General features: G+C 43.0%; 15 protein-coding genes. 10 read left to right on the plus strand and 5 right to left on the minus strand.

What is annotated here, in order from left to right:
* Positions 1-69 precede the first annotated feature (69 nt).
* The 3 genes from nrdA to ubiG form a co-directional block, all read right to left on the minus strand.
* The gene (gene nrdA / locus HWQ47_RS12950; RefSeq protein ID WP_269971519.1) at positions 70-2,358 is read right to left on the minus strand and encodes a class 1a ribonucleoside-diphosphate reductase subunit alpha; all 2,289 of its coding nucleotides are present in this window, start codon (positions 2,356-2,358) and stop codon (positions 70-72) included.
* A 421-nt stretch (positions 2,359-2,779) separates the two neighbouring features.
* Positions 2,780-3,475 (minus strand): HAD family hydrolase, encoded by a 696-nt coding sequence (locus HWQ47_RS12955; protein WP_269971520.1) that lies wholly within the window; start codon positions 3,473-3,475, stop codon positions 2,780-2,782.
* Positions 3,475-4,188 (minus strand): bifunctional 2-polyprenyl-6-hydroxyphenol methylase/3-demethylubiquinol 3-O-methyltransferase UbiG, encoded by a 714-nt coding sequence (gene ubiG, locus HWQ47_RS12960; protein WP_269971521.1) that lies wholly within the window; start codon positions 4,186-4,188, stop codon positions 3,475-3,477. Before ubiG ends, HWQ47_RS12955 begins: the two co-directional genes overlap by 1 nt.
* Before the next feature lie 309 nt (positions 4,189-4,497).
* Here ubiG and gyrA point away from each other — a divergent pair, with 309 nt between their 5' ends.
* Complete coding sequence (gyrA, locus tag HWQ47_RS12965; RefSeq protein ID WP_269971741.1) at positions 4,498-7,215, plus strand: DNA gyrase subunit A; 2,718 nt, start codon at positions 4,498-4,500, stop codon at positions 7,213-7,215.
* A gap of 163 nt (positions 7,216-7,378) precedes the next feature.
* Positions 7,379-8,473 (plus strand): 3-phosphoserine/phosphohydroxythreonine transaminase, encoded by a 1,095-nt coding sequence (gene serC / locus HWQ47_RS12970; protein ID WP_269971522.1) that lies wholly within the window; start codon positions 7,379-7,381, stop codon positions 8,471-8,473.
* Between the two features lie 320 nt (positions 8,474-8,793).
* Here serC and HWQ47_RS12975 read toward each other — a convergent pair whose 3' ends face one another.
* On the minus strand, positions 8,794-9,999 hold the full coding sequence (locus HWQ47_RS12975; RefSeq protein WP_269971523.1) for an amino acid aminotransferase: 1,206 nt from the start codon (positions 9,997-9,999) through the stop codon (positions 8,794-8,796).
* A 450-nt stretch (positions 10,000-10,449) separates the two neighbouring features.
* On the opposite strand from HWQ47_RS12975, the gene aroA reads away from it, so the two are divergent.
* The 8 genes from aroA to HWQ47_RS13015 all read left to right on the plus strand — a co-directional run bounded on the left by aroA (position 10,450) and on the right by HWQ47_RS13015 (position 17,759).
* On the plus strand, positions 10,450-11,730 hold the full coding sequence (gene aroA, locus HWQ47_RS12980) for a 3-phosphoshikimate 1-carboxyvinyltransferase (RefSeq protein ID WP_269971524.1): 1,281 nt from the start codon (positions 10,450-10,452) through the stop codon (positions 11,728-11,730).
* 274 nt (positions 11,731-12,004) lie between these two features.
* Complete coding sequence (gene cmk / locus HWQ47_RS12985) at positions 12,005-12,697, plus strand: (d)CMP kinase (protein ID WP_269971525.1); 693 nt, start codon at positions 12,005-12,007, stop codon at positions 12,695-12,697.
* A 102-nt stretch (positions 12,698-12,799) separates the two neighbouring features.
* The gene (gene rpsA / locus HWQ47_RS12990; RefSeq protein WP_269971526.1) at positions 12,800-14,470 is read left to right on the plus strand and encodes a 30S ribosomal protein S1; all 1,671 of its coding nucleotides are present in this window, start codon (positions 12,800-12,802) and stop codon (positions 14,468-14,470) included.
* Between the two features lie 72 nt (positions 14,471-14,542).
* The gene (gene ihfB, locus HWQ47_RS12995) at positions 14,543-14,830 is read left to right on the plus strand and encodes an integration host factor subunit beta (protein WP_143563892.1); all 288 of its coding nucleotides are present in this window, start codon (positions 14,543-14,545) and stop codon (positions 14,828-14,830) included.
* A 123-nt stretch (positions 14,831-14,953) separates the two neighbouring features.
* The gene (locus HWQ47_RS13000) at positions 14,954-15,244 is read left to right on the plus strand and encodes a LapA family protein (RefSeq protein WP_269971527.1); all 291 of its coding nucleotides are present in this window, start codon (positions 14,954-14,956) and stop codon (positions 15,242-15,244) included.
* A 1-nt stretch (position 15,245) separates the two neighbouring features.
* The gene (lapB, locus tag HWQ47_RS13005) at positions 15,246-16,406 is read left to right on the plus strand and encodes a lipopolysaccharide assembly protein LapB (protein WP_269971528.1); all 1,161 of its coding nucleotides are present in this window, start codon (positions 15,246-15,248) and stop codon (positions 16,404-16,406) included.
* 106 nt (positions 16,407-16,512) lie between these two features.
* Positions 16,513-17,205: an orotidine-5'-phosphate decarboxylase gene (gene pyrF, locus HWQ47_RS13010; protein ID WP_269971529.1), complete on the plus strand. Its 693-nt coding sequence runs from the start codon at positions 16,513-16,515 to the stop codon at positions 17,203-17,205.
* An 11-nt stretch (positions 17,206-17,216) separates the two neighbouring features.
* Positions 17,217-17,759, plus strand: a complete 543-nt coding sequence (locus HWQ47_RS13015) for a DUF2058 domain-containing protein (RefSeq protein WP_269971742.1) — start codon at positions 17,217-17,219, stop codon at positions 17,757-17,759.
* Between the two features lie 73 nt (positions 17,760-17,832).
* On the opposite strand, the gene HWQ47_RS13020 is transcribed toward HWQ47_RS13015, so the two are convergent.
* Complete coding sequence (locus tag HWQ47_RS13020; protein ID WP_269971530.1) at positions 17,833-19,188, minus strand: DUF1329 domain-containing protein; 1,356 nt, start codon at positions 19,186-19,188, stop codon at positions 17,833-17,835.
* Positions 19,189-19,203 lie beyond the last annotated feature (15 nt).

Consider the following 19,203-nt stretch of genomic DNA (forward strand, 5'->3'; position numbering starts at 1 on the left):
TAGGGGCTTTATGCCCCTATTTAAATTGATAACAAGCTCAATACTAGCAATGAGCCTTGATTAATCTTGTTAGATCTTGCACGCGCCGCCGGCACAATCGTCGTCTTCTTTCTCGACGCTGATCATATCATCATGATTATCAGAGGCTCCATCACGAGTGTTGTGATAGTAAAGAGTCTTCACACCTAGTTTGTAGGCATTTAACAGATCTTTAAGCAGCACTTGCATCGGCACTTTTTGATTAGGAAAACGCGATGGATCATAGTTGGTATTTGCCGAAATAGCCTGATCGACAAACTTTTGCATGATACCGACAAGTTGTATATAGCCATCGTTGTTTGGCATCTGCCAAAGTAGCTCATAGCTATACTGATACTTTTCAAAATCTGGTACAACTTGCTTCAGTTGACCATCTTTACTGGACTTAACACTAATAAGACCACGCGGTGGCTCAATACCATTGGTGGCATTAGAGATCTGCGATGATGTTTCTGATGGCATCAGCGCTGAAAGTGTCGAGTTGCGTAAACCGTGAGTCACGATCTCTTGACGTAAAGTTTCCCAATCCATATGGAGCGGCTCATCACAAATGGCATCCAGAGCACGCTTATAAGTGTCAATAGGAAGCACGCCCTTAGAATAAGTCGTCTCATGGAAAGCGGGGCATGCGCCTTGCTCTTTTGCCAAATTCATAGACGCTTTTAACAGGTAGTATTGAATCGCTTCGAATGTCTTGTGAGTAATGTTATTCGCCGAACCATCAGAATAACGTACGCCTTCTTTGGCTAAATAATTGGCAAAATTGATCACACCTATACCTAAGGTACGGCGGTTCATCGATGACTTTTCAGCTGCAATTAACGGGTAATCTTGATAATCGAGTAGATTGTCCAGAGCACGCACCGCGAGATCAGCCAGAGGTTCAAGCTCAGATAGATCTTTGATTGCACCTAAGTTAAGCGCCGATAGAGTACAAAGTGCGATTTCACCATCGGGATCATTCACATTGTTCAAAGGCTTAGTCGGCAATGCAATCTCAAGACAGAGATTTGATTGTCTGATTGGGGCAACTTTGCTATCAAATGGACTGTGAGTATTACAGTGATCCACGTTCTGAATGTAGATACGGCCAGTAGATGCCCGTTCTTGCATCATCAAACCAAACAGTTCAGATGCTTTAATTTGCTTCTTACGAATACTTGGATCCGCTTCATATTGCAGATAAAGACGATCAAACTCATCTTGATCTTCAAAGAAGGCATCGTAAAGTCCTGGTACATCGGATGGGCTAAATAAGCTGATCACACCGCCTTTAATAAGACGCTGATACATGAGTTTATTAAGTTGTACACCGTAATCTAAGTGACGAATTCGGTTATCTTCAACGCCTCGGTTATTCTTAAGCACTAACAGAGATTCAACTTCAAGGTGCCAAATAGGGTAGAAAAGGGTCGCAGCACCACCGCGAACGCCGCCTTGTGAACAAGACTTAACCGCTGTTTGAAAATACTTGAAGAATGGCAGACATCCAGTATGGAAAGCTTCACCACCACGAATAGGGCTACCTAATGCACGAATTCTACCTGCGTTAATGCCTATGCCTGCACGTTGACTGACATACTTAACGATAGCCGATGAGGTCGCGTTAATAGAATCTAAGCTATCTCCACATTCAATCAATACGCATGAGCTGAATTGACGTGTAGGGGTTCGTACACCAGCCATAATGGGTGTTGGCAGAGATATTTTAAATGTCGACACCGCATCATAAAAACGCTTGATGTAGTCTAGGCGCGTTTCACGGGGATAGTTAGCGAACAGACATGCCGCTACTAAAATATAGAGGAACTGAGCACTCTCATAGATCTCGTGAGTGACACGGTTCTGAACAAGATATTTACCTTCGAGCTGTTTTACTGCTGCGTAGGAAAAGTTCATATCGCGCCAGTGATCTATATAGCCATCTAAAATATCTAACTCTTCACGACTGTAGTCTTGCAGGATATGGGCATCATATTTCCCCATCTCAACAAGGTTAGTCACGTGATCATAAAGCTTTGGTGGTTCAAATTGACCAAAGGCTTTTTTACGGAGATGGAAAATAGCTAAACGAGCTGATAAAAATTGATAATCAGGAGACTCTGGAGAGATCAGATCAGCTGCCGCTTTAATGATGGTTTCATGGATAGCTTCTGTTGGGATCCCATCAAAAAACTGCAGGTGAGAGCGAAGTTCAACCTCTGATACGGATACATTTTTCAGATCCCTAGCAGCCCATGTAATCACACGGTGTATTTTATCGAGATCGATGGTTTCGCGTTCGCCACTACGTTTAGTGACTTTAAGATTGCTATTCATTAAAGAAAGGTCCTGATGTTTATATGTGTGTAGCTGACTAAGAATCTGTCGGCCTTTAAATGCCATGTAAACAATCGAAACATTCAAAAAAAGTGGTGATGTTCATGATAAAAAATGAACAGTTTCTTGTGTCTCGGATTGTATCTTACACACTATATATGGTGCTTTTAAATTTATAAGGTACAAGATAGTGAGGTTATTGGGATTTTGCAAGTCTGATTTTGGTTAAGTCTTTGGGGGCATCTTGTGGATAAGTTGAGGATAAAAAAAAGGGGTAGCCAAAGCTGACTTTTAATGACCGTTTCTACTGGGCTAGAGAGCGATTTGATCCATCTTGATAGGAAAATGGCTATGCCAACCTGGTGAGCTTGATTGGCGATCTTTTGGATCAAAGACTCAAAAAATCACCTGAGACCATCGGCTATTTTTTTCTTTCTGCCATCAAAAACGCCACCACATCTTGAGCAGATTGGAAAGAAAAATTACTTGGCCAATTTTGTGGATGAGCATCGGGTGCTATATAGCCCCACATCGCAATACCCCCGAGCATATTGGTGTTTGCTGCAGCGACTAAGTCTCGCTCTGCATCGCCCAAATAGAGGATATGTTCAGGTGCACAGATAATTTGCTGTGCTGCGAGCAACATAGGCGCCGGTTTAGGTTTGTTCATTAGCGTGCTATCACCGCTGATCACAGTTTTCATTCTGGCAGTCAGTTCCAATGACGTTAACAGAGGACGGGTAAAACGGGCGGGTTTATTGGTGACAATACCGTAGGGGATACTATGATCGTCGAGATAATCAAGTAGAACAAGTATCCCATCAAATAGTTGGCTGTGCTTGCCATTTACTCGGGCGTAGTGGTGAAGTAATCCTTGCTGTATCTCAATCTGCTTTGTTTCATCTATGTTTGGTTGCGCAGCGCTAACAAGCGCCAAACTACCGTCTGACGCGACTTGCCGCATCTCATCTACCATTACTTGAGGATAGCCATGCTCAGCTAAACTCAGGTTAAGCGCGGCAATAAGATCCGGCGCGGTGTCAACTAAGGTGCCGTCAAGATCAAACAGAACGGCTTTAATTAAAAGTGGATCACCAGCTTGGGATGCTCTACTCATTAATCCTCGCTCTTTTTAGTCGCTATCATGTAGTTCACATCGACATTTTTTGTGTAGCTGAAAGTATCGGTCAATGGGTTAAAGGTAATACCGGTGGCATCTTCACAAAAAAGTTCAGTATGTTCGGCCATTGAGATTAATTCTGAAGGTTTAATAAACTTCTTATGGTCGTGTGTACCAATAGGTAACATTTTGAGTATATATTCAGCCCCTAAAATAGTTTCAACATACGCACGCAGGTTACGGTTAATGGTTGAGAAAAAGACATAACCGCCAGGTTTAACCATATCAGCACAAGCTTGGATCACTGAACGTGGGCTAGGAACATGCTCTAACATCTCCATGCAGGTGATAACATCATAGGTTTGAAAGTGGGCCTCTCTATGTGATTCAGCAGTGTCTTGAATATAGTTGACATCCACGCTCATCTCTAATGCGTGCAGTTTAGCAACATCTAAAGGTTCTGTGCCCATATCCAACCCATCGACGTTAGCACCTATACGCGCCATACTTTCAGATAAAATACCACCGCCACAGCCGACATCGAGAATTCGTTTGCCAAATACACCGCCGCACGTTTGATCAATATAGTTTAATCGCAAAGGATTTAATCTGTGCAGTGGCTTGAATTCACCTTCTGGATCCCACCAAGTAGCAGCCATCTTTTCAAATTTGGCTATTTCACTCGGATCGACATTTATTTCTTTTTGCATATCTTGTTGCACTATATCACCTCAAAAGGCATGGGTTATGCTGATCATTATACCCATAGACATTAATAAACAAAGGCCAATGACAATAGAATTGAGTGATAATTTAACCAATTGATTGAATAGCGAACATTGTTTGATTCTGGTCAACAAATTTTGAGATTAATACTTATTTAAAGCGAATGATAAATAGGGTCTGGCGACAAAAAATAACTGTGTTAGAATGCCAAATCACGTTTTCAGGCTCGATTATTTCTTCTTTCCATTTCGGATGTTGAATTGTCGGCTACATTTCAAGGGATCGAGCAGTTTATGACTGATCTGGCTTCATCTATAACTCCAATTAATATTGAAGACGAATTAAAAAATTCATATCTAGATTACGCAATGAGCGTGATCGTAGGCCGAGCATTACCTGATGTTCGCGATGGCTTAAAGCCTGTCCACCGTCGCGTACTTTTCGCAATGAGTGAGCTTAAAAACGATTGGAATAAGCCTTACAAAAAGTCGGCACGTGTTGTTGGCGACGTTATTGGTAAGTATCACCCTCATGGTGACACTGCGGTTTATGACACCATCGTTCGTATGGCTCAGCCTTTCTCTATGCGTTATCTGTTGATCGATGGTCAAGGTAACTTCGGTAGCGTCGATGGTGACTCCGCGGCGGCTATGCGTTACACCGAAATCCGCATGGATAAAATCTCCCATCAGTTATTAGCGGATCTTGACAAAGAAACTGTAGATTTTGTGCCTAACTATGACGGCACCGAGTTTATTCCTGAAGTAATGCCAACGCGTTTTCCAACCTTGTTGGTTAACGGCTCGTCAGGTATTGCGGTAGGTATGGCGACCAATATCCCTCCACATAACTTAAATGAAGTGGTGTCGGCTTGTTTAGCACTGATTGAGAATCCAGATCTAACCATTAACGAGTTGATGGAATACATACCGGGTCCTGATTTTCCTACGGCTGCAATGATCAATGGTCGTAAAGGTATTATTGATGCTTATCACACTGGTCGTGGCCGTGCGATTATGCGTTCTAAAGCCGAAGTGGAAACCGAAGACAATGGGCGCGAGCGTATCATTGTTCACGAGATCCCGTACCAAGTTAACAAAGCACGTCTGATTGAAAAGATCGCCGAGCTTGTTAAAGATAAAAAAATTGAAGGTATTAGCGGCCTACGTGACGAATCTGATAAAGATGGTATGCGTATTGTTGTTGAAATTAAGCGCGGTGAAGTCGGCGAAGTTGTACTTAATAACTTATACGCTCAAACACAGATGCAGTGCTCTTTCGGCATCAACATGGTGGCATTGACCAATGGTCAGCCTAAATTGTTTAATCTTAAAGAGATGATCGAGTGCTTTATTTTGCACCGTCGCGAAGTGGTCACACGCCGTACAGTATTTGAGTTGCGTAAGGCTCGAGATCGTGCACACATCCTAGAGTCTCTAGCGATTGCTTTGGCGAACATTGACCCAATCATCGCTTTGATTAAAGCCTCGCCAACGCCAGCCGATGCAAAAATTAAGCTTATTGCTGAAGGGTGGGACTTAGGTCATGTTCAAGGTATGCTTGAAAAAGCGGGTGATGACGCAGCACGTCCTGAATGGTTAGAGCCAGAATATGGTATTCGTGATGGTCGTTACTACTTAACTGAGCAGCAAGCGCAAGCCATTCTTGATTTACGCCTGCACAAGCTAACGGGATTAGAGCACGAGAAGATCTTAAAAGAGTACGAAGAGTTACTTGAGATCATCGCTGCACTACTTTACATTCTTCGCAGTTCAACACGTCTGATGGAAGTGATCACAGAAGAGCTTCAAGAAGTTTTAGAAAACTTCGGCGATGAACGTCGTACAGTGATCAATGCCAATGAAGTTGATATGAGTCTTGAAGACTTAATCAATGAAGAAGATGTGGTGGTTACACTGTCACACTTAGGTTATGCCAAGTATCAAGTCCTATCGGATTATCAAGCGCAGCGACGTGGTGGTAAGGGTAAGGCGGCGACAAAAGTGAAAGATGAGGATTTCGTTGAGAAGTTACTTGTTGCTAACACCCATGACACGATTCTTTGTTTCTCTGATTTTGGTAAGATGTACTGGCTGAAAGTCTACCAGTTACCGCTTGCAAGTCGTACTGCTCGTGGACGTCCAATCGTTAACCTCTTACCGCTGTCTGAAGGTGAACGTATTACGGCTATCTTGCCAGTTCGAGAATACGCTGAAGATAAGTACATCATTATGGCAACCTCTCACGGTACCGTGAAGAAAACGGCATTAACGGCATACAGTAATCCACGTGCAAACGGGATCATTGCAGTGAACCTAAAAGACGGTGACCAGCTGATTGGTGTCGATATTACCCACGGTAGTGACGACATCATGTTGTTCTCTAACGAAGGTAAGGTTGTTAGATTTAACGAAAAAGCTCGTAACTCAGAAACTGGCGAAGTTAAAATTGACCCTGAAACAGGTGAAGAGATCATTGCGCTACGTGCAATGGGACGTACAGCAACCGGTGTTCGTGGTATTAAGCTTGAAGAGGGACAGCGAGTTGTTTCTCTAATTGTACCTAAAGGTGAAGGCGATATCTTAACCGTGACAGAAAACGGTTATGGTAAGCGTACTGACTTAGCTGAATATCCAGCTAAGAGCCGTGGTACTAAAGGTGTGGTTTCAATTAAGGTTAGCGAACGTAATGGCGCAGTAGTGGGTGCTGTACAAGTTGGCGAAAACGATGAAATCATGCTGATCAGTAACAAAGGTACCTTAGTTCGTACTCCTGCAACGGGTGTTTCAAGTATTGGTCGTAACACTCAAGGTGTCACGATAATACGCACAGCAGAAGATGAAAAAGTGGTTGGTCTTCAACGTATCGATGAGATTCAAGAGCCTGCTCCTGAACTTGACGAAGAGGGTAATCCTATTATCCCTGCAGCTGTCGACGATGCAGTAGCGACAACATCAACGGATGAAACTCCTACTGCTGATGATACTCCAGAAGCTGAACCCGCTGAATAATTGCTAATTGTTTTAGCGATATGATTAACGGGCGTCCATTTGGACGCCCGTTTTGTTTCTGTTCTATAAAAAGTATTGAGTTATTTGAAAATAATCTAGGCAGCTCATCGAGTCCTATGACAATATGTTTCCATTGTGAATTATCACCCTTAAGGAGAAAGAAGTGAGCACGACATACAATTTTTGTGCAGGTCCAGCAATGTTACCCCAAGCTGTAATGCAAAAAGCACAGAGCGAGTTACTTGACTGGAATGGCCTAGGCACTTCGGTGATGGAGATAAGTCATCGCAGTAAAGAGTTTATCGCCTTAACAGAGCAAGCCGAAGTTGATTTGCGTGAATTGATGTCGATCCCCACCAACTATCATCTGTTATTCATGCATGGTGGAGGAAGAGGGCAGTTTTCTGCTGTTGTGAATAATTTTCTTGGTAATAAAGGAAGAGCCTGCTATCTCATCTCTGGCAGTTGGTCGAAATCAGCGGCTGAAGAAGCTGTTAAATTGACGAGCGATGCACAAATAGATAGTCTGAATATCGTTGAAGATGATAACGGCATCAATACCGTTGTTATGCCTGAGTTGTTAGGTAATAGCGATGAGTATCGCTATTTACATTACTGTCCAAATGAAACCGTAGATGGTATCGAAATTTTTGATGACATTGATTGCCCTTGGCCAATCATCGCCGATATGTCATCCAATATCATGTCTAGAGAGCTCGATGTGAGCAAGTATGGTTTGATCTATGCTGGTGCTCAGAAAAATATTGGCCCCTCGGGTTTGAGTATTGTCATTGTGCGTGACGATATGTTAACGCTACCCGCGTTACCTCAATCTTCTATTATGGATTACCGATTGGGTGTTAAGCATGGATCTATGTATAACACGCCCCCCACATTTGCATGGTATCTTGCAGCCGAGGTCTTTGCTTGGCTTAAGTCCATTGGTGGGGTGAATGCATTAGCTCAAGTTAACTTGGATAAAGCTAAGTTGTTATATGACGTTATAGACAGCGGTGATTTTTACTACAACACTGTTGCAGTGAAAAACCGCTCAGTGATGAATGTGACTTTTTACTTGAAGGATGAGTCACACAACGCTCAATTCCTTACTGAGGCTGCTGAAGCTGGTCTTGTGGCATTGAAAGGGCATCGGAGTGTCGGTGGTATGCGGGCGAGTATATACAATGCCATGCCGCTTGAAGGTGTTGAAGCCTTGGTGAGCTTTATGAAGGACTTTGCAGACAAGAGTAAAGTGTAAAGGCTCGAAATAATACCAATCAGTATAAGAAGTTGATCTACTTAGAGTGTTTTTTGGCAAACTAATCCAAGGCGAATGGATAACATAATGGTTGTTCCCTTATGAGTTCATTCAACGCTGAAGTAGGTAGCCAAAAACACTCCTTACAGGCGAGTTTTAGCAGTTCTGATCCTGTGTTAACGAGCTTAACCGTAGAATAACTATGCTCTACACTCGTTGCCTTGCCTCAGGACCGCTAAATTCTCGCTGAGCGATCAAATCTTTATACTGATTGGTATAAGTTCCTAGAACCTAGGTCCTAGGAACTTCATTTACCTGTTCTATAATATCTTTGCTATCGATTCAGCCAAGTAATCGACATTAACTAAACCAATACCTGCGATACTGATACGGCTAGAGTCCACCATGTAAATCCCATAATCATGCTGCAGTTGAGCTACCTGAACAGCATTAACGCCTAGGAAAGAGAACATTCCTTTTTGCTGAGCGATAAAATCGAAGTTACCTTGTACCCCTTTTTCTTTCAGCTTGTTCACTAACATGGCTCGGTTGCCATTTATTCTATCTCGCATGACTTTAAGCTCGTCTAGCCACTCTTGTTTCAGCTCGTGTGAGCCTAATATGGTTTCCACAATTGCGGCACCATGGGCTGGTGGCATGGAGTAAATGCAACGAATAACATAGAGTAACACAGAGAAGGCAACATTCACTGAGGCTGCATCTTTACCTATGATGGAGCAGGCGCCGATACGCTCTCTATACAAACCGAAGTTTTTTGAGCAAGAGCTACAAAGAATCATATTATCAACAGCGGCAGCCATCTTGCGTACACCGTAGGCATCTTCATCAACACCATCACCAAACCCTTGATAGGCCATATCGATGAGCGGGGTGAAACCTTGTTCTTTCGTTAGCGCTATTATTTGATCCCATTGCTGAGTGCTTAGATCCATACCGCTTGGGTTATGGCAGCATGCGTGTAGCAGCACAACATCGTCGGGCCCGACATTAGCCAATGTCGCCTTCATCTCATCAAATTTAAGACTTTTTGAGTCGTAATCATAATAGGGATAGGTTTTAACCGTAAGGCCGGCGGCTTCAAATAGACCAGTGTGGTTTGCCCACGTTGGATCGCTAACCCAAATGACGGCCTCACCACCTTGTGTGTTGTTACTGATACGTTTAATGAAATCGGCAGCAACACGAAGAGCCCCGGTGCCACCTGGTGTAGATACAGTGCGAATGCGATTCGCTAATAAAGCGGGGCTATCTTTCCCAAAAGCAAGTTCAGTCAATAGTGAGTTAAAGTCGGCAGATCCTGTTGGACCAATGTAAACTTTGGTTTCCTCGGTATCGATACGATATTGCTCTGCTTTTTTTACACAGGTTAAAATTGGGGTATGGCCTAATTCATCTTTATAAACGCCAACGCCTAAATCGACCTTATTAGTACGGGGATCTTCACGGTACTTGGTCATTAATCCTAGGATTGGATCAGAAGGCATAGCGGTGAGTGTGTCGAACATAGCTTGATTACCCTTATTTTAGTTTTTATGGCTAGAGTAGCCACTGACAGCTGTTACTCCATTACTTTAGAGTAACTTAATTCCTTTACTGAGCAATAGTGAATGGGGTGAAATGATAAAACAATTTATCTGGCATGTTTTCATTCCACTCTACAAAATGCACCAAGGTTGTTAATTAGACATACCTCAATTTATAACCATAAATATGACAGTTTTTCATTGAAATATGCCTATTTGAATGGAAATAGACATTGAGGTCCATAAAAATACAAAAAAGTGTTGAATAGTGGCGCTGGATCAGTAAATTTAGAACTACGAAGTTCAAACATCGGTTAAACGGAACACCATTTTGTCGTGATGGTGCTTGTCGTATCGTTAGAATCTGTTTGCCATGAACATCTATTGCTAACAAGTGGGTTGTTTGTCCCGCAATAATAAAGAAGCTATTTAATGAAGCAGCTACGTCTCGAGACTATCAACAAAGTACAGGGAACAGTCAATATCCCTGGTTCTAAAAGTATCTCCAATCGCGCACTTTTACTTGCCACATTAGCGAAGGGAACTACGATTCTCACTAACTTATTAGATTCAGATGATATTCGCTATATGTTAGCGTCACTGAAACAGCTAGGTGTCAATTATCGATTGTCAGATGACAAGACTGTATGTGAACTTGATGGGCTAGGTGCTTCACTGAACTCAGAAGCAGCACAGACCCTATTTCTAGGTAATGCAGGTACTGCTATGCGACCTTTGTGTGCTGCCTTGACCTTAGGCGAAGGCGAATTCACGTTAACGGGAGAGCCTCGAATGGAGGAGCGCCCAATTGGTGACTTAGTTGATGCATTGAGGCAGTTAGGGGCTGAAATTACTTATTTGAAAAATGAGGGCTTCCCGCCACTCACCATTAAGGCGACTGGGTTAAACGCGGGTGATGTTGAAATTGCAGGTGATCTGTCTAGTCAGTTCCTTACTGCGCTGCTTATGGTTGCCCCATTAGCCAAAGGTGATGTCAATATCAAGATTAAAGGAGAGCTAGTTTCTAAACCTTATATTGATATTACTATCGCCTTAATGGCCCAGTTTGGTGTCAAAGTGATTAATCATGACTATGAGCGTTTCGAAATAAAATTCGGTCAACGTTATGTTTCGCCGGGTAAAGTACTAGTGGAAGGTGATGCTTCATCGGCTTCCTATTTTTTAGCAGCAGCAGCGATTAAAGGAGGAGAAATTAAAGTCACAGGAGTAGGGCGCTTAAGTATTCAAGGTGATGTAAAGTTTGCCGATGTTTTGCAAAAAATGGGAGCAGACATTGAATGGGGGGACGACTATATTATCTCCCGAGTGTCAAAGTTACATGCTGTCGATTTAGACATGAACCATATTCCTGATGCCGCAATGACCATTGCGACAACGGCTCTTTTTGCCACGGGCACTACTCATATTCGTAATATTTATAATTGGCGCATAAAAGAGACTGATAGACTGGCTGCCATGGCCACAGAGTTACGTAAAGTCGGGGCTATTGTAGATGAAGGCAATGACTACATTAGCATAACACCCCCGACGAAACCTCATACTGCGGATATTGATACCTATAACGATCATAGAATGGCCATGTGTTTTTCACTGTTGGCCTTGGCCGATTGTGGTATCACGATTAATGATCCAGATTGTACTTCTAAAACATTTCCTAGTTATTTTGAACAGTTTGCGGCACTTGTTGGCTAAAACGACTGAACGTTTACATGCAAAATTGATACAGGCTATACGAGCTAAGTTTCAGGCTGAATGTGTTGGGCCTGAAACTTCTATCCTTGCTTGGTTTCTAAACTTCTGCTGAACTTGATCACAAATACTTGCCGCTTTCTGTTGTCAGATAGTTTATAATGCGCGCGCTCATTTTTCGTTATGGTGAACCTTATCGGGTCATGGGCTGCTAACTCATTTAAAAAATCTCATTTAAAAAATCTTAGGGAAGACGGATTTTACTGTGGAGAAATTTATGTCAGAACGGGCTCCTGTAGTCACGATTGACGGCCCTAGCGGTGCAGGGAAAGGTACAATCAGCCAATTACTTGCTCAACGTTTAGGTTGGAAACTATTAGACAGTGGTGCGATATACCGTGTCTTAGCTTTAGCTGCAATTCACCATCATGTGGAACTAGACAATGAGAATTCTCTAACTTTACTCGCCGCGCACCTGGATGTGCAGTTTATTACGAGTAAAGTTAACAAGGGAATTAAAGTTGTACTCGAAGGTGAGGATGTCTCTGGTGATATCCGCAGTCAGGAGTGTTCTAATGCGGCTTCTAGAGTCGCCGCATTCCCGAGAGTTAGGGAGGCCTTACTGCGCCGTCAACGGGCATTTAATGAATCCCCAGGTTTAATCGCCGACGGTCGCGACATGGGCACAGTTGTATTTCCAAGTGCTCCGGTTAAACTTTATTTAACAGCATCGGCTGAAGAAAGGGCCCAAAGGCGCTATAATCAGTTGCAGGACAAGGGCTTCGATGTTAATATCGGGCAGCTTTTAAATGAGATAAAAGAGCGTGATGATCGCGATATGAATCGCAGTGTTGCACCTTTGGTGCCCGCTGAGGATGCATTAATCATCGATACCTCTGGAATCGGAATAGAAGCAGTGCTCAATCTTGCATTGGCACATATAGAAACTAAATTATCTAGCGTGAGCTAATTCCGGCTTCGCTTTTACTATTCGTAACATGGATGATGCGAATAATTTTACTGACTCCACGTCCAGGATGGCCCGTGGTTTATTAAAGAAAGTAACTTAAACATGACTGAATCTTTTGCTGATCTATTTGAACAATCCCTTACTGAACTTGAGTTCCGCCCTGGTTCTATCGTAACTGGTATCGTTGTATCGATTAAAAACGGTATGGTACTAGTTGACGCGGGTCTTAAGTCAGAAAGCCCAATCCCAGCTGAACAATTCAAGAACGCTGCTGGCGAACTTGAAATTTCTGTTGGTGATACTGTGCACGTAGCGCTTGACTCTGTTGAAGATGGCTTCGGTGAGACTCAATTGTCTCGCGAAAAAGCTAAGCGTCACGAAGCTTGGATCGTTCTAGAAAAAGCGTACGAAGATGCTGAAACTGTAATCGGTATCATCAATGGTAAGGTTAAAGGCGGTTTCACTGTTGAATTAAACGGTATCCGTGCATTCCTACCTGGTTCTCTAGTTGACGTTCGCCCAGTTCGCGACACTGCTCACCTAGAAAACAAAGAATTAGAATTCAAAGTTATCAAGCTTGACCAGAAGCGTAACAACGTTGTCGTTTCTCGTCGTGCAGTTATCGAATCTGAAAGCAGCGCAGAGCGTGATGCTCTTCTTGAGAACCTTCAAGAAGGTCAAGCGGTTAAAGGTATCGTTAAGAACCTTACTGACTACGGTGCATTCGTTGATCTTGGTGGTGTTGATGGTCTTCTACATATCACTGATATGGCTTGGAAGCGTGTTAAGCACCCATCAGAAATCGTTAATGTTGGTGACGAAATCAACGTTAAAGTGCTTAAGTATGACCGTGAGCGTACACGCGTATCACTAGGTCTTAAGCAACTTGGCGAAGATCCATGGTTAGAAATCAGCAAGCGCTACCCAGAAAACACACGTTTGACTGGTCGCGTAACTAACCTAACAGATTACGGTTGTTTCGTTGAAATTGAAGAAGGCGTTGAAGGTCTTGTTCACGTTTCTGAAATGGATTGGACTAATAAGAACATCCACCCATCTAAGGTTGTTAACCTAGGCGATGAAGTTGAAGTTCTAGTGCTTGACATTGATGAAGAGCGTCGTCGTATTTCTCTAGGTCTTAAGCAGTGTAAAGTTAACCCATGGGATGACTTTGCAGATCGTTTCGCTAAAGGCGACAAGGTTACTGGTAAGATCAAGTCAATCACTGACTTTGGTATCTTTATCGGTCTAGACGGCGGCATCGACGGTCTAGTTCACCTTTCTGATATCTCTTGGAATGGTACTGGCGAAGAAGCTGTTGCTGAATACAAGAAGGGCGACGAGATCAACGCAGTTGTTCTTTCTGTTGACCCAGAGCGTGAGCGTATCAGCTTAGGCGTTAAGCAAACTGAAGACGATCCGTTCAATGCTTATCTTGCAGATAAGAAGAAAGGTGCTATTGTAAATGGTACAGTGACTGCAGTAGACGCTAAAGGCGTTACTATTGAACTAGCTGAAACTGTTGAAGGTTACCTACGTGTATCTGATATCTCTCGCGAGCGTATCGAAGATGCATCTACAGTTTACTCTGTAGGCGACGCTGTTGAATCTAAGTTCATGGGTGTTGACCGTAAGAACCGTACAATTAGCCTATCTATCAAAGCGAAAGATGAAGCTGACGAAAAAGAAGCTATGGCTAGCTTGAATACCAAGCAAGAAGATGACGTTATGAGCTCAGCTATGGCTGAAGCATTCAAAGCGGCTCGTAAGTAATTCGCCTGAAGTTCTGGGATGCTTGCATCCCTGTTAGGTGACTGTGTTAGGCTTGATAATAGAGGGTATAGGATGACCAAATCCGAACTGATCGAAAAACTCGCCATGAGGCAGTCTCAACTGTCGGCTAAAGAAGTGGAAAGTGCAATCAAAGAGATGTTGGAGCAGATGGCTGAAACATTAGAAGGCGGTGATCGTATAGAGATCCGTGGCTTTGGCAGCTTTTCTCTCCATTTCCGTGCGCCGCGTACTGGCCGCAACCCAAAAACTGGAACATCAGTTGAACTGGATGGTAAATACGTACCGCACTTTAAGCCAGGCAAAGAACTGCGCGAACGTGTCGATGCGATAAACGTTTAATCTACATTGTTTTAAAAGCCTCCGTAAGGAGGCTTTTTTATGCCTAATTGTCTAGGTATGAGTAGAATGTTGAGGCAAATTCTTGGATAATCAAAAGAAATCAATTGATGCATGGAGCGTAACGTGAAGTCTTTCATCATTACAGTGTTAGTCGCACTGTTTTTCTTTTTGGCTCTCATATTTGGTGCTCGTAACGAACAAATTGTGACGATCAGTTATTTCGTCGCTCAAGGTGAGTTCAGATTACCTATCGTGCTAGCGGTCGTGTTTATTGCCGGATTCCTTATTAGCTGGATCTTTGGTATGTACCATATCACTAAGCTTAAACTCGCACTTCGAGCTGCAAATAAAAAAATCCAACTTATTGACTCGAAAATAACTGAAGTCAGTACAGTACGGAATAGCGACGCTTAATATGCTAGAAATCCTATTTCTGTTACTTCCTATTGCTGCTGGCTACGGTTGGTATATGGGCCGTCGAAGCGTCAGGCAAAAGCAGAGTAGTGATCGAAAAAAGCTGAGTCGAGACTATTTTACAGGTTTAAACTTCCTCCTTTCTAATGAATCAGATAAAGCCGTTGATCTCTTTATCACAATGCTGGATGTTGATGATGACACGATAGATACACATCTTTCTCTTGGCTCCCTCTTTAGGAAACGCGGCGAAGTCGATCGTTCTATTCGTATTCATCAAAACCTCATAGCAAGACCGAGTTTAAGCACTGAGCAACGTGACATTGCCATGATGGAGCTAGGTAAGGATTATCAGGCTGCCGGTTTTTATGACCGCGGCGAAGAGATATTTTTAAACCTAGTTAAGCAGGACGATCATAGCGAAGAGGCTGAAGATCACCTTATCGATATCTACCAAATTACCAAAGATTGGCAGAAAGCGATCAACATTACCAAAACCCTCAAACGCAAACGGCAGCAAAGCCTACGACATAATACCGCTCATTATTATTGTGAGCTTGCTGCTGAGGAAACCGATAGCAGTACACAAGTAAAAATCTTATTATTAGCCATTAAACAAGATCCTGATTGTGGCAGAGTCATACTAACTCTTGCTGGTTTATATCTTGAACAGGGTGAACTGTCTAAGTGCAACGAGATGTTGATCAAGTTATTAGACGCCGATATAGAATTGATTCCGGATGCGCTATCTATCGCGAATCAAGCATTTATACAAAGAGGCGATCTCGGTGGATATTGCGAATACCTGCGTCAGGCTCTTGCACTCGGTGCAGGTGCAAGTGTTGCTATTAACTTAGCCCACAAGTTGATAGAGCAGGGCGACATTAAAGAAGCTGAAAAACTTATTCTGGATAGATTATACCGAAATCCTACGATGAAGAGTTTTCAACACTTAATGCAAATGCATGTACAGCAAGCAGAAGAGGGGCAAGCGAAAGAGAGTCTAACTATGTTAGAGAAACTTGTTGAGCAACAGATCAAATACCGTCCCGGTTATCGTTGCTGTGAATGTGGATTCCCTTCTCATAGTCTCTACTGGCACTGTCCCTCATGCAAAAACTGGGGAAGTATTAAGCGTATTCGCGGTTTAGATGGCGAATAAGCCTCTTTAGAACACTGAATTATTTATCATGATATGGATATTGAACGCCTATTCATGACACCACCTAACAATTAACAATATATTCCGCAAAGCAAATGGAGAGATAATGAGTAATAAACCGATTTTAGTTGCCTTAGATTTTGATAATAAAAATGCTGCTTTGCAATTAGTCGATAAGCTTGACCCTGAAATGTGTCGTTTAAAAGTGGGTAAGGAGATGTTCACACTCTTTGGACCGCCGCTGATCAAAGATATTCACAGCCGTGGTTTCGATCTCTTTTTGGATCTTAAATTTCATGATATTCCAAATACAGTGGCTAAAGCCGTTGCTTCAGCTGCCGAGCTAGGTGTGTGGATGACCAATGTTCATGCCAGTGGCGGACTTGCTATGATGGAAGCCGCTAAGAAGGCATTGATACCTTATGGTAATGAAGCACCTATGCTAATCGCTGTGACAGTACTAACTTCAATGAGTGATGAAGATCTTAAACTTATCGGCATCGATGTACCGGCTTTTGAGCATGTCCAACGTTTAGCTAAACTTACACAGAGAGCCGGGCTTGATGGTGTGGTATGCTCAGCCCATGAGGCTGAAGTGTTAAAAGCGTCTTTAGGTGAATCGTTTAAACTCATTACCCCTGGCATACGCCCAGAAGGTGCTGAGCAAGGCGATCAACACAGGATCATGACGCCACCACAAGCAATCGCAGCAGGCTCTGATTATTTAGTCATTGGACGACCTATTACTAAGGCCTCAGATCCGTTAGCGGCACTGACGGCCATTCATCAATCGATTTAAGCGAGTTAATGATGGCAAATGCATTTCAAGATCAGCTCCTCAAAGCGGGTCTGGTGAGTAAGCAGAAAGTACAGAAGGCAAAAACACAGCAGCGGCGCGATCGTAGAGCTAAAGTTGATGATGGCTCAGCAGAATTAAAGTTACAGATAGCTGAACAAAAAAATGTGCAAGCGGCTAAAGATAAGGCGCTAAACGAACAACGTTTTGAAGAAGCATCGGAGAAAGGACAAGTTCGTGGCCTAGTGACGGAATTTAAACGTCTAGCCCTTAAGTTACCTCAATATGCCGAGGTCAAATTTAACTTTACCCTCGATAATAAAATCTTCTCTTTGTATGTCGATGACAAGTTACAAAACCAGCTATTAAATGGACAACTTGGTATTGTACGCCACGAAGAGACCAGCTATCTTGTCCCGCATAAATTGGCTGAACGAGTCAATTTACTTGTGCCTCAGTGGTGTGGTTATCTGTGGATTAAGGATGATAATACTCAAGTTGTTGAAGAGGATGACCCATATGCAGATTATGTGATACCTGATGATTTGATGTGGTAAATTCGAACAATTAAAAAAGGGATATTCATCTATTGAATATCCCTTTTTTATTACTCGTTAATCTCGAAAAACGTTAGCGACCTGCACGTCTTAACGCGGCAGAGGTAAAGTCCTGACGAGTGGCTTTACCACCCCATTCCATAAACTTAGGCTCTTCGTTACTCAGTCCTGTAACGAGATAACGACCAGAGTCGAGATCATGCAATGTCTCTGCAACCATCCAAGGCGTATCTACGTCATAAAATTGGATATTGTGCGCTTCTGCCATTTTCCATAGCTGGCCACGATTATCGTAATGATCGATGACCGAAGCTCCCCAAGAATCTTCATCGATAAAGAGTGTTCGCTTAGAGTAGATATGGCGAGAATCAGCTTTAACATTTGCTTCCACTTCCCACACGCGGTGTAGTTCATAACGCAAATGCTCCGGATTAAGATGCCCTGCATCGATGATATCGTCATACTCTAGATCAGGATTGAGTAGAGCATAAGCATTATAAGGGATATAGATCTCTTTCTTGCCTTTTAGCGTCCATTCATACCTATCGGGTGAGCCGTTATACATGTCGTAATTATCCGTCGTCCTTAGGCCATCTGTTCCTGCACCAGGCCCGTCATAAGCTACATTAGGGGCACGCCTTACTCGGCGTTGTCCAGAGTTGTATACCCAAGCACGTCTAGCTTCTTTATACTGGTCTATGGTTTCATGGATAAGTAAAGCAGTGCCAGTGAGTCTGGCGGGGGCTGTGATACTTTGCAGGTAGTAAAACAGAACATTATCGTCTTTATCTGCATCTCTACCGCCATCTAAGTATTCTGGCCATACGAGCCTGTCGGTAATCTTTACAGGGACAAAGGCACCACCCGATTGAACAGGGATAGCGGTTGCAACACGAACTGCAGAACCTCCTCTAAAGCGAGTGATATGGTTCCAAACAACTTCTAAGCCATTGTTAGGAATGGGGAAGGGAATGGTTGTGTCAAAATCAGATAAACCATACCCACTTGCTACCAATGAGGTGTTTAATGCATTGCTCTTGATCACAGGATAGATAGACTCAGGGTATGCTACACTTCTGTGTGTCTTATAAACGGGCATCTTATAATCAGGAAACTTAGTAAACATGGCTAACTGACCAGGTGTTAAATTATTTTTATAATCCGCTAAATTCTTTGATGTAATAACAAACAGCGGCTTTTCATCGGCGAAAGGATTATCTGGACGGCCAGTATCACTACTCTTAGGCATGTTTTTACTATTAAGACCACCCGTCCAAGCTGGAATCGTGCCAGATTCATTCCCCGCTATTTCAGCACCGAGGGGGCTAAGTTGCTCGCCTATTTTATTTGCCTCTTCAGGCGAGACTTTAGCAACAGCATTAATACTCATAAAAGCTAATGGGACTAACAGTAAGTGATGGTATTTCATTGTTCTACTCCTTTT

It is taken from the genome of Shewanella sp. MTB7 (assembly GCF_027571385.1).
Lineage (GTDB): Bacteria > Pseudomonadota > Gammaproteobacteria > Enterobacterales > Shewanellaceae > Shewanella.